Below are 13507 nucleotides of genomic sequence, written 5' to 3' on the forward strand. Positions count from 1 at the left end.
TTATCCCTCCTAAAAAAGTGAAAGTATACTGAAAAAAAATTTTACCAACGGCCATACAAAAACAGTTGTCAAACCTGTAATAATCATGAATATAACGATTAGAGAGCCAAATGGCTCGATTTTTTCCATCATCTGAGCATACTGTAAAGGTAGCACTCCCATTAAAATTCTTCCTCCATCAAGAGGTGGTATAGGAATTAGATTAAATGCCGCTAAAACTATGTTTATCATTATTGTGGATCTAAGAATTAAAATCAAAGGGTCAAAAATATAATCAGGAATTGCGCCCATTAAAGGTAAAACAATCAATTTGAGCATAATTGTGCAAATTATTGCTACCAGAAGATTTGCCGCAGGACCACCTGCTGCTGTAAGTGCCATACCTGCTCGGGGATTTCTGAAATTGTAAGGATTTACAGGAACAGGTCTGGCATACCCAAATACCCACTGTCCATTTGTAAGAATAAGAAGCATGAATGGCATAATTATCGTTCCAAAAGGGTCAATATGGGATAAAGGATTGAGAGTCAGCCTTCCTGAAAGCTTTGCTGTATTGTCACCAAGCCTGTAAGCTACCAAACCATGAGCAAGCTCATGAAAAACAATTGCAATAAGTATTGCAGGCGTCGAAATTATAATCTGTCTTAAAATTCCTGTAAAATCCATTATCTTATCCTTATCATTACTTCATCAGGGTTGACCATGTCTCCCTCTTTAATATAAATCTCTTCAACTATGCCATCAATTGGTGAGTGAATCTCATTTTCCATCTTCATTGCCTCAACTATTACAATCGTGTCTCCAGCACTGACTTTGTCACCTTTTTTAACCTTAATTTTTACTACCGTACCAGGCATTGGGGAGGCTATGTCACCAGGTTCTGAAGGTCTTGGTCTAACTGATTCTTTTGGTCTGATTTCCACTTTTCCTTCCTCACTGGGAACAATCTCCTGAAGAGGTTCAACAATTACTTCAACAAGTTGATTGTTTACATAGAGAAAATAAGGTCTTTTACCATCAACCTTGTGTCCTTTACCACCAACCTTTACATGATAGGACTCTCCATAAAGATTTATGATAAACTCTGTTGGAGCAAGGCTTGGAGCAGGTTTTGCCTCTTCTTTCCTGGGCGCAGGGACTTCTTCTTTAATTCCTTTTTCCTTTGCATCGAGGAACTCAAGGAAAATCTTGGGGAAAAGGCAATAACTGAGCACATCTTCATCAGAGCGAGCCTTGTCTTTTAACTCTGCTTTTGCCTTTTCAAACTCTGGCTCAAGAAGGTCTGCGGGTCTGCAGGTTATAAATTCTTCATCGCCAAGAATTTTCTTTCTCACTTCCTCATTTACTGGCACAGGAGGCTTGCCATAAAGTCCTTTGAAGTAATTTTTCGTTTCTGTTGTGACCATTTTATATCTCTCACCTGTAAGAACATTCAAAGTTGCCTGCGTTCCCACAATCTGGCTTGAAGGAGTAACCAGAGGAGGATATCCAAAGTCTTCTCTTACACGAGGAATCTCTTCAAGGACTTCTTTTATTCTGTGCAAGGCATTCTGCTCTCTGAGTTGATTTACAAGATTGCTGAGCATTCCTCCAGGAACCTGATAAACAATGACTTTTGGATCAGGACCTATGTATTCACTTTCAAAGTGTTTATATTTTTTCCGTGTTTCATAAAAATAGTCAGCAATCTCATCAAGAAGCTCCATATTGAATTTTGGGTCTCTTTCAGTCCCTTTAAGTATGTGACATATTGTCTCAAGAGGGGGTTGAGATGTTCCACCAGCCATTGTTGAGATTGCTGTATCAACAATATCCACTCCTGCTTCTATTGCTTTTATTGTTGTTGCCACTGCCATTCCTGCTGTATCATGGGTATGAAGATGTATTGGTAGATTTATCTGTTCCTTTAGTTTTTTTACAAGTTCATAAGCAGTATAAGGATCAAGAAGCCCTGCCATGTCTTTTATGCAGATGATATGAGCTCCCATGTCTCTTAAATTTTTGGCAATTTCAACAAAGTAATCAATTGTATAAATTGGTCCGATAGTATAGCAAAAGGCTGCCTCAACAGTACCTCCATATTTTAATGTTGCCTCTATAGCCTTTTCCATGTTTCTTAAGTCATTTAAAGCATCAAAAATCCTGAAAATATCTATGCCATTTGCACAGGCTCTCTCAACAAATTTTTCAAGAACATCATCAGGATAGTGTCTATATCCAACAATATTCTGTCCTCTAAGAAGCATCTGAAGTTTTGTGTTTTTAACAAGCGCTCTTATTGTTCTCAGTCTTTCCCAGGGATCTTCTCTCAGAAATCTCAAACAGCTGTCAAAGGTTGCACCTCCCCATACTTCAAGAGAGTGAAACCCGACTCTGTCCATCTTCTCAGCAATAGGCACTATATCCTCAAGCTTCATTCTTGTGGCATGAAGACTTTGATGGGCATCCCTCAATGTAGTATCCATTATTTTAACAGGTGATGATTTTGACATCTCTACACCTCTTAATTTTATTTAAACTCTGCTATGAGCAATAATGGCAGCAGACAGTATCACTGCCATATCAAAAGGATCTTTTTCTTCAATGTAAAGCAGGCTCGGAAGCTTTTCTTCTATATATCTTGTGCTGAAGTTGCCTTTAAAGAAATCCTCATCTTCCATGATCTTTATGTAAAGAGGAATTGTTGTTTTAACCCCTCTTATAATGTATTCACTCAAAGCGCGATGCATTCTTCTGACTGTCTCTTCCCATGTTCTTCCTCTGGCAACAAGCTTTGCCAGAAGAGAGTCATAATATGGTGAAACATTATACCCCTCAGTTACATGTCCATCAATTCTAATTCCGAAGCCACCAGGAGAGTAATAGGCAGTAACAGTACCTGTAGAAGGAAGAAAATCGTTCAGAGGGTCTTCAGCATTTATTCTGCACTGAATGGCATATCCATTAAGAGTTACTTCATATTGCTTTATTTCAAGGGGCTCACCACAGGCAATTTTTATCATATTTTGCACGAGATCAATTCCTGTGATTTCCTCTGTAATTGTATGTTCCACCTGAATTCTCGTGTTCATCTCAAGAAAATAGTAGTTGAGATTTTCATCAACAAGAAACTCAACTGTGCCCACGTTATCGTAACCAACCTCATAGGCAAGTCTTTTTGCTGCTTCTCCCATCTGGCATCTTACTTTTTCTGTAAGTAAGAGAGATGGTGCAATCTCAATCAGTTTTTGATGTCTTCTCTGAATTGAACAATCCCTTTCTCCAAGATGAATAATTTTTCCGTATTTGTCAGCCACTATCTGTATTTCAATGTGATGGGGTCTTTCAAGATATTTTTCAATAAAAACTCTCTCATCACCAAAGGCTTTTTTTGCCTCTGACATAGCAATTGGTATCTGTCTCTTCAAGGATTCTTCATCATAACAGATTCTCAATCCTCTTCCACCACCTCCTGCAACAGCTTTAACCATTACTGGATAACCGATTTCTCTGGCTGCACTCAATGCTTCATCTATACTGTGCAGAGGAGGTGTGCCTGGCAACAGAGGGATACCAAGCTTTTGAGCAATTTTACGAGCTTCGTCTTTAAGCCCCATTTTTCTTATTGCCTGAGGATTTGGACCAATAAAGGTTATTCCAGCCTGTGCACAGGCTTCTGCAAACTGAGGATTTTCAGCAAGAAAACCATATCCTGGATGAATTGCATCCGCACCCACATTTTTTGCAAGCTCCACTATTCCGTAAATATTGAGGTAACCTCTTAAAGGGCCTGGAGTGACAAGATAGGCTTCATCGGCTTTTTTAACATATCTTGCTGTTGCATCGGGCTCACAGTATATGGCAACAGTGCGAATTCCCAGTTCTTTACAGGCACGGATTATTCTTAATGCAATCTCTCCTCTGTTTGCAATTAAAACTTTTTTAAACATAGCCTGCCTTTCAAAGGTAAATATAAAAATTTTAAATTAAAACTTAAAATAAATCAATTAGCAGTGATATAATAAGTTTATGTTTGCTGAAATTAAAAGAAAAATCAGGAATGCAGAGAGAATTAATAAAGATGAAGCATTAGAGCTTTTTAATACAGATGAAATTCATGAGCTTGGTGAACTTGCAGATGAGGTATCAAGAAGTTTTAATTCAAATAGGGTTTATTTTATCGTAAACCGACATATTAATCCTACCAACATATGCGTCAATCGTTGCAAATTCTGTGCTTTTTCCCGTTCAAAGGGAGAGGAAGGTGCCTATGAATTAAGCATTGATGATATAATCGCTCAGATTAAAGAAGCTCATAATACTATTGGTTATATAAGCGAAGTTCATATTGTATCAGGACTTCATCCTGAATGGCAGTTTGAATACTATCTTGAAATGATTTCAAAAATAAAAAGAGAGTTTCCTTCAATTGGAATTAAGGCATTTACAGCTGTTGAAATTGATTACTTTGCAAAAAAATCTGGTTTGACTATAGAGCAGACACTCATGAAACTGAAGGAAGCAGGACTTGATATAATGCCCGGAGGTGGAGCAGAAATTTTCAATCCTGAGGTAAGAAATAGAATATGTCCAGAAAAAATTTCTGGTAAAAGATGGCTTGAAATAATCAGAACTGCTCACAGGCTGGGGATAAAAACAAATGCTACGATGCTTTATGGTCATGTGGAAACATTTGAGGATAGGGTTGACCATTTGATGAAATTGAGAGAACTTCAGGATGAAACAGGAGGTTTTCTTGCTTTCATTCCTTTAAGTTATCAGCCTGAAAATACGGATATTAAAGTTCCCTATCCAAGTGGAATAGATGATTTAAAGACAATTGCTGTCTCAAGGATTGTGCTTGACAACATTCCACACATAAAGGCTTACTGGATAATGCTTGGAGAAAAGCTTGCACAACTTGCCCTGCTTTATGGTGCTGATTGTCTTGAAGGAACAGTAATTGAAGAAAAAATTGCCCATTCAGCCGGTGCCCGCTCAAAAAAGGGAAATACCATTGAGGAACTTATTCATCTGATAAGGGAGGCAGGCAAAATTCCTGTGGAAAGAGACAGTTTCTATAATGTGGTAAGATTATGGTAAGAATTGACAAAAAACAAGCTCTTGAGATGCTTAAAGAAGCCTCTATCTATGAGCTGGGCAGAATTGCTGATAGCATAAGAAAAAAGCTTCATCCAGAAGGCATCGTTACCTTTGTTGTTGACAGAAATATAAATTATACCAACATCTGTATTAACCGTTGTAAATTTTGCGCTTTCTGGAGACCAGCAGGACATCCAGAAGCATATATTCTTACAAAAGAAGAGCTTGCACAGAAAATTCAGGAAACCGTTGAAAAAGGCGGTACCCAGATACTTCTTCAGGGTGGAGTGCATCCCGAGCTCGGATTAGATTTTTACATTGATATGCTTAAATTTATAAAGAGTAATTTCAAGATTCATGTGCATGGATTTTCTCCTCCAGAGATTTCCTTTCTTGCAAAAAAACAGGGCATGTCAGTAAAAGAAGTGCTTGAAATACTGAAAGAATCAGGGCTTGATTCAATTCCTGGTGGTGGCGCAGAGATTTTAAGTGACAGGGTGAGACAGCTTCAGTCACCAAATAAAATAACAGCAGCAGAATGGTTGAATGTGATGAAAGAAGCTCACATGGTCGGGATAAAGAGCTCGGCAACAATGATGTTTGGAAGCATTGAAAAAGAGGAGGATATAATTGAGCATTTAGATGCATTAAGACAACTTCAGGATGAAACAGGTGGATTTACTGCCTTCATTCCATGGAGTTTTCAGCCTTCCAATACAGAGCTCAAAAGAGAATTTCCTGAGCTTCATGCAGCAGGCTCTGTAAAGTATCTTAAAGTTCTCGCATTAAGCAGGATTTATCTTGACAATTTCCATAATATTCAGGTCTCCTGGGTTACCCAGGGTATAAAAATTGCTCAGGCAGGACTCAGGTTTGGTGCTAATGATTTTGGTTCAACCATGCTTGAGGAAAATGTTGTAAGGGCAGCAGGAGTTTGCTATCGTGTTAGCATGGATGAGATAATACAAGCTATAAAAAGCGCAGGATTTAGACCAGCCCAGAGGGATACATATTATAGAATTCTGAGATTTTTTGATGACAATTAAGTGGAATTAAAGGGAGGCAAAATGAATGAAATTTACGATGTAATTATAATTGGTGGAGGACCTGCTGGACTCACAGCAGGGATATATGCAGCAAGGGCAAACCTTAAAACGCTAATTCTTGATAAATCTAAAACAGCAGGAGCTTTAGCCTATGCTTCTCTGATTGAAAACTATCCTGGACTTGAAAAACCACTGCCAGGCAAAGAACTTCTTGAAAGAATCAGAATGCAGGCGCTATCCTTTGGAGTTGAATACAAAGAGGAACAGGTTGTGGGAGTGGATTTAACATCAGAAATAAAGGAAGTTGTGACAATGAATGGTAGCTATAAGGGAAAAACTGTTATAATCGCAACAGGCTCCATGGGAAGAAAACCAACAATTAAGGGTGAAGGTGAGCTTCTTGGTAGAGGTGTGAGTTACTGTGCAGTATGCGATGCTCCTTTTTTCAGAGGAAAGACTGTAGCAGTGCTTGGTGACAGTGAAGAAGCCACGAAAGAGGCAATGTATTTAACAGAATTTGCTGATAAAGTCTATTTAATAACACCATCTTCAAAGTTAAAGGTGGAGCCAGAGCATCCAGTTTATCAGGCTGCAAAAATTGAGATACTCACATCCCATTCAGTAAAGGAAATCACAGGCACAGATTTTGTTACAGGAATTTTATTGAAGGATCAGGTGGGGAATGAAAAAACTCTTGAAGTTACAGGAGTTTTTGTCTATCTTCAGGGATCACAACCTGTGGTGGATTTTCTTGGAGAGGCTTTAAAGCTTGATGAAAAGAGTTTTATAGTGGTGGATGAGTTCATGCAAACAAATATCCAGGGCGTTTTTGCAGCAGGTGATGTGGCAAGCCCTCATGCAAGACAGGTTGTTATAGCCTGTGCTCAGGGAGCTATTGCAGCACTTTCTGCTGAAAAATATATAAGAGGAAGAAGCCGAATAAAATCTGATTGGCACGGGTGAAAATATGAATGGAAATGGCAATAATTTTAGCAACTGGGAAGGTGAAGCCTTTGAAGAGATGCTTTTTGACTACCTTGACAATGGATATCTTGAAAACATCATAACCTTTTTTGAGCACGAACCTGAGCAGATTAAGTTAATACCGAAGATGCTTGCTGATGAGAGATTAAGAGTTAAGGTTGGAGCCTTTGCAATAATTGAGGAGTTGAAGGTAAAAAATCCTGTAGCACTACAAGAAATTGTTCCAGACATTATTAAGCTTTTGAATTCAAAGGAAAAAAATGTTCGCGGTGATGCTGCCTATGCTCTTGAGATAATTGGTAATAAAGAAGCCAGACCAGCATTAATTGAAGCTTTAACAAAGGAAGAGGATCCTCAAGTAAAAGAATTCATTGAAGATGCCTTAAAAAGCATCCAATGAGTTACAGAGTTATTGATGTTCGGGGAGATGTAGGGTTAAGAGCAGAGGGAAAAACAATTGAAGAATGCTTTGTAAATGCAGGCTTGGGGCTTTATAGTCTTATCACTGACATAAACCTTGTGAGACCAGAAGAAAAAAAAGAGATTACCCTGTCTGAACAAACTTTTGAAGATATGCTTGTAAGCTTTCTCAATGAGCTTATTTTTCAGTTTGATGCTTATGGATTTATTGGCAGGACAATAAAAGTAGATATTAAAGAAAACACTCTCAGAGCAGAAGTTTATGGAGAAACCTTTAATCCAGAAAAACATGAAAGAAAGCTTCTTGTAAAGGCAGCTACATACCATAATCTTGTTCTTAAAAAAGAAAACAGCCATTGGACTGCAGAGATAATTTTTGACATTTAAAGATATTAAGGAGGTGCCCTATGCCAAAAATTGAAGGGACAGAAAGAATAGATCAATACAGAATCAGAGTGCCAAAAGGATTTGTGCAAGGAATGAGAACCGAAGGAATCATCTTCGTAGATGAAATCCTTGAACAGGAGCTTGAGCTTGACTCAGTCCGTCAAGTTGCAAATGTGGCAACACTGCCAGGAATTGTGGGTAAATCTCTTGCCATGCCTGATATTCACACAGGCTATGGTTTCCCTATTGGAGGAGTTGCAGCCTTTGATACAGAAGAAGGAATAATTTCACCAGGAGGTGTCGGCTACGACATCAACTGTGGTGTTAGACTCCTTAAAAGTAATCTAACACGGGATGAAATAGAACCCAGGATAAAAGAGCTTGTTGATTTGCTTTACATCCATATTCCCTCTGGAGTTGGTTCAACTGGAAAAATAAAGCTTAACTATGAAGAACTTAAAAAGGTTGCTCGTAAAGGTGCAATATGGGCAGTTGAGCAAGGTTATGGTGAGCCTGATGACCTTCAAAGAATTGAATCGCACGGATGTCTTGAAGGAGCAGACCCTGAAGTTATAAGTAAAAAAGCCTATGAGCGTGGTAAAGATCAATTAGGAACTCTTGGTTCAGGAAATCACTTTCTTGAAGTTCAGTATGTGGCAGAAATTTATGAACCAGAGATTGCCGAGGCTATGGGATTGTTTAAAAATCAAGTTACTGTGATGATACATACTGGTTCTCGTGGTTTTGGGCATCAGATATGCGATGACTATGTAAGGGAGATGATACAGGCAGCAAAGAAATATGGGATAGAGCTTCCTGATAAAGAGCTTGCCTGTGCTCCTTTTCTCAGCAAAGAAGGACAGAGATATTTTGCAGCAATGAAGGCAGCAGCCAATTATGCATGGGCAAACAGGCAGTGTTTAATGCACTGGACAAGAGAGGTTTTTCTTAGAGTTTTTAAACTTTCACCAAAAGAGCTTGCAATGAGTGTTGTCTATGATGTTGCTCACAATATTGCAAAAGAAGAGATTCATATGGTAAATGGAAAAAAAATGCGAGTTGTTGTTCACAGAAAAGGTGCAACCCGTGCATTTCCAAAAGGGCATCCTGAACTTCCTCAGTGCTATACTCATATTGGACAGCCTGTAATTATTCCTGGAGATATGGGAAGAGTTTCCTTTGTTCTAATAGGGCAAGACAAAGCAATGCAAGAGACCTTTGGTTCAACATGTCATGGAGCTGGGAGACTTCTGAGTAGAACCCAAGCAATAAAAAAGGCAAAAGGAAGGTCGATTAAGCAGGAGCTTGCTAACAGAGGTATAATAGTTAAGTCTGCTGGAAAAGAAACTCTGGCAGAGGAGATGCCAGAAGCTTATAAAGATGTATCAAATGTTGTTGATGTTGTTCACAATGCAGGATTGGCTCACAAAGTTGTAAAATTAAAACCAATGGGAGTGATAAAAGGATGAAACTTAAAGTAGGATGGATTCAGTATGCTAATGTATATCCAATATTTTATGTTCTTGAAAAAGAAGGTTTGCTCACAGAAGATATCCACCTTGTAAAAGGAGTTCCTTCTCAGCTTAATTGGGCATTGAGAAATGACTTGATTGATTTGAGTCCTTCTTCCTCTGTGGAGTATCTACTCAATCAAGAAATTTATGACTATGTTGATGGAATATGTATAAGCTCAAAGGAATATGTCCAGAGCGTGCTTTTTTTTACTGATTATGATTTGAAAGCTCTTGATGGAAAAAAAATACTGCTTACAGCTGAATCAGCGACTTCTCACTTTTTATTGAGAATTATACTTGAAAAATTCTTAGGACTAAAACCAGAATACGACATTTCAGCAGCACCATGGACAGGACAATCCTTTTTATTGATAGGTGATGATGCTCTCAAATACAGAAAAATCTTAAATAACAAGAAAATTTACGATCTTGCCAATTTATGGTATAAGCATACAGGACTTCCCTTTGTTTTTGCCTTATGGATTGTAAGAAAAGAAATTACAGCGCCTGATAGTGAACTTTACGGAGTTTATACAAAATTTAAGGAAAAACTTCTTTATGCAAAGGATAAATGGATAGAATATGCTCATGAGATGTTGAAAGATTACTACTTAAAGAAATTTATGACTGAGGAAGAAATTTTATTTTACTGGAAAGAAAACATGGATTATAATCTTACAGAGATGCATAAAAAAAGTCTAACACTCTTTAGCTCATACATTAATTCACTGAAGTAGGAAATCAGAGTAAATCTTCTTAATCACTACTTCAGTTAAATCTTTAAACTCGGAAGTATCAACTTTTATTAATCTTCCCTCTTGTATTTCATCTGGAGGTTCAAATTTTTCCTTCTGCGCTAAATATATCTCCCAGCGGGCATCGGAGATATCTTCTGCTTCCTTTCTTTTCATAAACCTTTCCTTAACAACGCTGTCTTCTGCAGTGCACCATATAAAGTAGATCTCAGCAAAATTAAGCTCTCTCATTAGTGCCTGTCTTAAGACTCTTTCACGAAAGGTTGCATCTAAAATAACATCCCTGCCAAGGAGGAGATTTTCCCTTGCAATTTCTATCATTTTCATATAGGTTTTCTCTGTGAATTCTTTACTGTAAATACCCTTTTCAAAGGGCTCATAATGATGCTCTGTTGGAGCAATTCCAACAAGGCTTTTTCTTACAATGTCAGAGGGAATCCATTTTGCAAGGGTCTTCTTAGCAAGGGCTCTTGCGAGGGTTGACTTCCCAGTTCCAGAAAGTCCGAAAACAACAAAAACTTTTGGTTTCCCCTCAGCATAGAGATAGGCAAGGTCAAAGTATTTTTGCGCCTCCTGTAAAGCATCTTTTTTTCTTTCTTCGGATAAAGCAGTATCCTCTGAGGTAAAACATCCAATTTTCCCCCTCACATAGGCACGGTAACATTTATAAAAATTCAAAAGTTTCAATAAATCTCTATCGTTAGATTTTTCCACATAGGTTCTAACAAAGTATTCTGAAAGCTCTTTATAGCTATGAAAATCCAGATCCATGCTTAAAAAAGCTATGTCAGAGGCAACATCACCACATCTAAATCTTTCATTGAACTCAATGCAGTCAAATATGTAAACTTTTTTTAAATTATCAAAGCATATATTGGCTGAGTAAAGATCTCCATGACCTTCACGGATAAATTCTTCTTTAATGCGGGTTTCAAAGAGTGCTTTGTTTTCTTTTATAAAGTTTCTTGTCCAGCTAACAATCTCATTATATCTCCATTTATTCAGAGCAATGCCAACAAAGCTCTCTGTCTGATTGAAGTTTTCTTCAGTATTAAAAGAAACTGTATCAATACAGCCATACTCATTAACGCCTTTTCCTGTCCTGGCTGATTTATAAAAAGGGACGAGTAAATCCACAATTAAATCAATATGTTTTTCTGTTAATACTCTGTCTTTTAAAATTTTTTGCATCATTCCATCCTCTGGAAGCCTTTTCATTTTTACAGCATACTCAACAACATTTGAATTATCCTCAATTTTATAGCCATGCTCTGTTAAAGAAATAGGAACAACGCCAAGATAAATCTCTGGGCAAAGCCTTCTGTTAAGTTCAACTTCTTTTTCCGAGTAAAGTTTTCTTAGCTCAACAGTTGTGAAATCAAGAAAACCAAAGTTCACAGATTTTTTAATTTTGTACACAACATGATCGGCAATAAAAACATAGGAAATATGAGTCTGTAAAATTTTTAATTCCTGCGGATTATTTGGAAAAGACTCTTTTTTAAGCTCCTCTGCCCAGTTAATCATCTTTATTGGCTGCCTGAGGGTATAATCACTGCCATATTGTCTCTGCAAGTTTTTTAGCTTCTTCAATAAGATAATTTTTCTCTTCCAGATTCTTTGTTTCTACATATATGCGAATTTTTGGTTCTGTTCCTGATGGTCTTATCATAATCCATGATAGGTCATCAAAAACAATTTTAATACCATCAATGTCTGTTATGTTGAGAATCTTTTTCTTAAGCATTCCTGCTTTAAATAAATCACCAGCTTTATAGTAATCTTTCAATACATATACCCGCTTTTTTATGTGGGGACCGAACTTTTCCCGTGGTATCTCAATGCCCGTTCTGTCTGAATAATATCTCCCATAAGTGGATTCAATCTCTTCAAGATAATCACTCATGTTTTTATGGAGCGTAGCCATCATCTCAAGGGCGAGCAAACAACCAAAAATAGCATCTTTTTCAAGGATATGATTCTGGACTGAAATACCGTCAGATTCTTCAAATGCTACAATGGCTTTTTTTGTTGCTTCTGGCAGAAGATATGGTCTAAAATTCTTAAATCCCACTTTTGTTTCAATAACTTCAACACCTCGAGCTACTGCAATGGCATTTACAAAGTTACTTGTTCCAACACTTTTTACAACAACTCCACGCATCCCTTTGTAATTATAAAGATAATGGAAAGCCATTGCACCAAAATAATTCATTGGAATCTGTCTTTTCAGGTCTGCAAAACGAACTCTATCTGCATCAGGATCGATGATAGCTGCAAATCCTAAAGAGTCTTTATTTAAATACGATAGGGCAAGCTTTAAATTAGTCTCGCTTGGCTCTGGAGAAAGACCTTCAAAGAGGGGGTCATCCTCTTTTCTTAAACATACAAAAGTTCCTGGCTTTAATGAAAGAATTCTTGCCAGCTTGCCTCTACTTGTTCCATACATATGGTCAATTGCACATATAGGTTTTTCAGTTTCCATGAAATTTTTAATTTTTTCCAGGTCTAACACAGCTGTCTTTTTAATAAATTTTATGTAAAGCTCTGTCAGGTCTATTTTTTCAATGTTTTTTGGTTTTATGCTTTTTACATCCTGAGCTTTTTTCATTATTTCATTCGCAATAGCTTCAACTGGTTTTGTAAGCTCTTCTGGAGCTGGTCCTCCATCTGCAGGGTTTAATTTCAGTCCTCCATAGTTTGCTGGATTATGACTTGGAGTAAGATTAACTGAAGCTGCTGCTTTAAGTTCAATTATTCCCGCTGAAAACTCTGGAGTTGCTGCTTCGCCTGCATAGTAACATTTAACTCCTTCTGATTGAAATAATCCTATTACTTCATAGGCAAATTCTTTTCCGAGAATTCTATTATCATGTCCAACGATCACTCCTCTTTCTTTGAATTCATTGAAAGAGTTCACTCCCATAGCATTTAAAATCATGGAGTCCTCGCTTTTTACTGCCTCAATGATTGCTTTTGTTAGCACTCTTACATTCTGCATTGTAAAATCAGAACCAATCTCTCCACGCCATCCAGATGTGCCAAAATGAATTTCCGTAGGCTCAGTATTTTCCTTTGCCAGTTTTTCTATATCTTTTAAAAGTTCTTTTTTTTGTTTTGGAGCTTTTAAAATTTCCTTCCAGAGCTCTGATGCCTTCATAGGTATCCTCCAGATTTTTTTATTTCCATTATAAATTCAAAGACAGATTAAATGCAAAGAATCGAATTGCCTCATTTAAAATCTACTTGAAATACCATTCGTTGCAGATTCCTTTTCGCACCCACAAGGGATGCAAGGACAACACGGTGTCAAGAAAAA

General features: G+C 37.5%; 12 protein-coding genes. 7 read left to right on the forward strand and 5 right to left on the reverse strand.

The annotated features are described in order from the left end of the window. Window positions 1-9: 9 nt before the first annotated feature. From ACP5O9_RS06150 to ACP5O9_RS06160, 3 genes are read right to left on the reverse strand one after another with little or no spacing between them, the layout of a single operon-like run. Window positions 10-666, reverse strand: a complete 657-nt coding sequence (locus tag ACP5O9_RS06150) for a site-2 protease family protein (protein ID WP_353685928.1) — start codon at window positions 664-666, stop codon at window positions 10-12. Beyond that, the gene (oadA, locus tag ACP5O9_RS06155; protein ID WP_428723637.1) at window positions 666-2492 is read right to left on the reverse strand and encodes a pyruvate/oxaloacetate carboxyltransferase; all 1827 of its coding nucleotides are present in this window, start codon (window positions 2490-2492) and stop codon (window positions 666-668) included. The genes ACP5O9_RS06150 and oadA overlap by 1 nt, the downstream gene beginning before the upstream one ends. 21 nt (window positions 2493-2513) lie before the next feature. Continuing rightward, a complete protein-coding gene (locus tag ACP5O9_RS06160; RefSeq protein WP_424905051.1) occupies window positions 2514-3929 on the reverse strand; it encodes an acetyl-CoA carboxylase biotin carboxylase subunit in 1416 nt (471 codons plus the stop codon). A gap of 79 nt (window positions 3930-4008) precedes the next feature. Between ACP5O9_RS06160 and mqnE the strand changes: the two genes are divergently transcribed. Genes mqnE through ACP5O9_RS06195 form a run of 7 tightly spaced genes read left to right on the forward strand, consistent with a single transcriptional unit; the run spans window position 4009 to window position 10170 of the window. Next, the gene (mqnE, locus tag ACP5O9_RS06165; protein ID WP_353685931.1) at window positions 4009-5082 is read left to right on the forward strand and encodes an aminofutalosine synthase MqnE; all 1074 of its coding nucleotides are present in this window, start codon (window positions 4009-4011) and stop codon (window positions 5080-5082) included. Then, the gene (mqnC, locus tag ACP5O9_RS06170; protein ID WP_353685932.1) at window positions 5076-6128 is read left to right on the forward strand and encodes a cyclic dehypoxanthinyl futalosine synthase; all 1053 of its coding nucleotides are present in this window, start codon (window positions 5076-5078) and stop codon (window positions 6126-6128) included. Before mqnE ends, mqnC begins: the two co-directional genes overlap by 7 nt. A 21-nt stretch (window positions 6129-6149) precedes the next feature. Beyond that, entirely contained in the window at window positions 6150-7091 is a 942-nt protein-coding gene (locus ACP5O9_RS06175; protein WP_353685933.1) for an NAD(P)/FAD-dependent oxidoreductase, read from the forward strand. A 4-nt stretch (window positions 7092-7095) separates the two neighbouring features. Continuing rightward, window positions 7096-7512, forward strand: coding sequence for a HEAT repeat domain-containing protein (locus ACP5O9_RS06180; protein ID WP_353685934.1), 417 nt, complete (start codon window positions 7096-7098; stop codon window positions 7510-7512). Continuing rightward, complete coding sequence (locus tag ACP5O9_RS06185) at window positions 7509-7919, forward strand: archease (RefSeq protein WP_353685935.1); 411 nt, start codon at window positions 7509-7511, stop codon at window positions 7917-7919. Before ACP5O9_RS06180 ends, ACP5O9_RS06185 begins: the two co-directional genes overlap by 4 nt. Before the next feature lie 20 nt (window positions 7920-7939). Beyond that, window positions 7940-9388 (forward strand): RtcB family protein, encoded by a 1449-nt coding sequence (locus ACP5O9_RS06190; RefSeq protein ID WP_428723638.1) that lies wholly within the window; start codon window positions 7940-7942, stop codon window positions 9386-9388. Beyond that, window positions 9385-10170, forward strand: a complete 786-nt coding sequence (locus tag ACP5O9_RS06195) for a menaquinone biosynthesis protein (protein ID WP_428723639.1) — start codon at window positions 9385-9387, stop codon at window positions 10168-10170. Before ACP5O9_RS06190 ends, ACP5O9_RS06195 begins: the two co-directional genes overlap by 4 nt. Here ACP5O9_RS06195 and ACP5O9_RS06200 read toward each other — a convergent pair. Continuing rightward, window positions 10159-11781 carry an AAA family ATPase gene (locus tag ACP5O9_RS06200; RefSeq protein WP_428723640.1) on the reverse strand — a complete coding sequence of 541 codons (1623 nt, stop codon included), beginning with the start codon at window positions 11779-11781 and terminating at the stop codon, window positions 10159-10161. The genes ACP5O9_RS06195 and ACP5O9_RS06200 overlap by 12 nt on opposite strands. Continuing rightward, the gene (locus ACP5O9_RS06205; protein ID WP_428723641.1) at window positions 11741-13348 is read right to left on the reverse strand and encodes a phosphomannomutase; all 1608 of its coding nucleotides are present in this window, start codon (window positions 13346-13348) and stop codon (window positions 11741-11743) included. The genes ACP5O9_RS06200 and ACP5O9_RS06205 overlap by 41 nt, the downstream gene beginning before the upstream one ends. Window positions 13349-13507 lie beyond the last annotated feature (159 nt).

The sequence above is a fragment of the Thermodesulfovibrio sp. genome (assembly GCF_049969575.1).
Lineage (GTDB): Bacteria > Nitrospirota > Thermodesulfovibrionia > Thermodesulfovibrionales > Thermodesulfovibrionaceae > Thermodesulfovibrio > Thermodesulfovibrio obliviosus.

Coding starts and splice junctions, on each gene's coding strand:
- ACP5O9_RS06150 (WP_353685928.1), bottom strand. CDS start 666: ATGGATTTTACAGGAATTTTAAGACAGATTATAATTTCGACGCCTGCA.
- oadA (WP_428723637.1), bottom strand. CDS start 2,492: ATGTCAAAATCATCACCTGTTAAAATAATGGATACTACATTGAGGGAT.
- ACP5O9_RS06160 (WP_424905051.1), bottom strand. CDS start 3,929: ATGTTTAAAAAAGTTTTAATTGCAAACAGAGGAGAGATTGCATTAAGA.
- mqnE (WP_353685931.1), top strand. CDS start 4,009: ATGTTTGCTGAAATTAAAAGAAAAATCAGGAATGCAGAGAGAATTAAT.
- mqnC (WP_353685932.1), top strand. CDS start 5,076: ATGGTAAGAATTGACAAAAAACAAGCTCTTGAGATGCTTAAAGAAGCC.
- ACP5O9_RS06175 (WP_353685933.1), top strand. CDS start 6,150: ATGAATGAAATTTACGATGTAATTATAATTGGTGGAGGACCTGCTGGA.
- ACP5O9_RS06180 (WP_353685934.1), top strand. CDS start 7,096: ATGAATGGAAATGGCAATAATTTTAGCAACTGGGAAGGTGAAGCCTTT.
- ACP5O9_RS06185 (WP_353685935.1), top strand. CDS start 7,509: ATGAGTTACAGAGTTATTGATGTTCGGGGAGATGTAGGGTTAAGAGCA.
- ACP5O9_RS06190 (WP_428723638.1), top strand. CDS start 7,940: ATGCCAAAAATTGAAGGGACAGAAAGAATAGATCAATACAGAATCAGA.
- ACP5O9_RS06195 (WP_428723639.1), top strand. CDS start 9,385: ATGAAACTTAAAGTAGGATGGATTCAGTATGCTAATGTATATCCAATA.
- ACP5O9_RS06205 (WP_428723641.1), bottom strand. CDS start 13,348: ATGAAGGCATCAGAGCTCTGGAAGGAAATTTTAAAAGCTCCAAAACAA.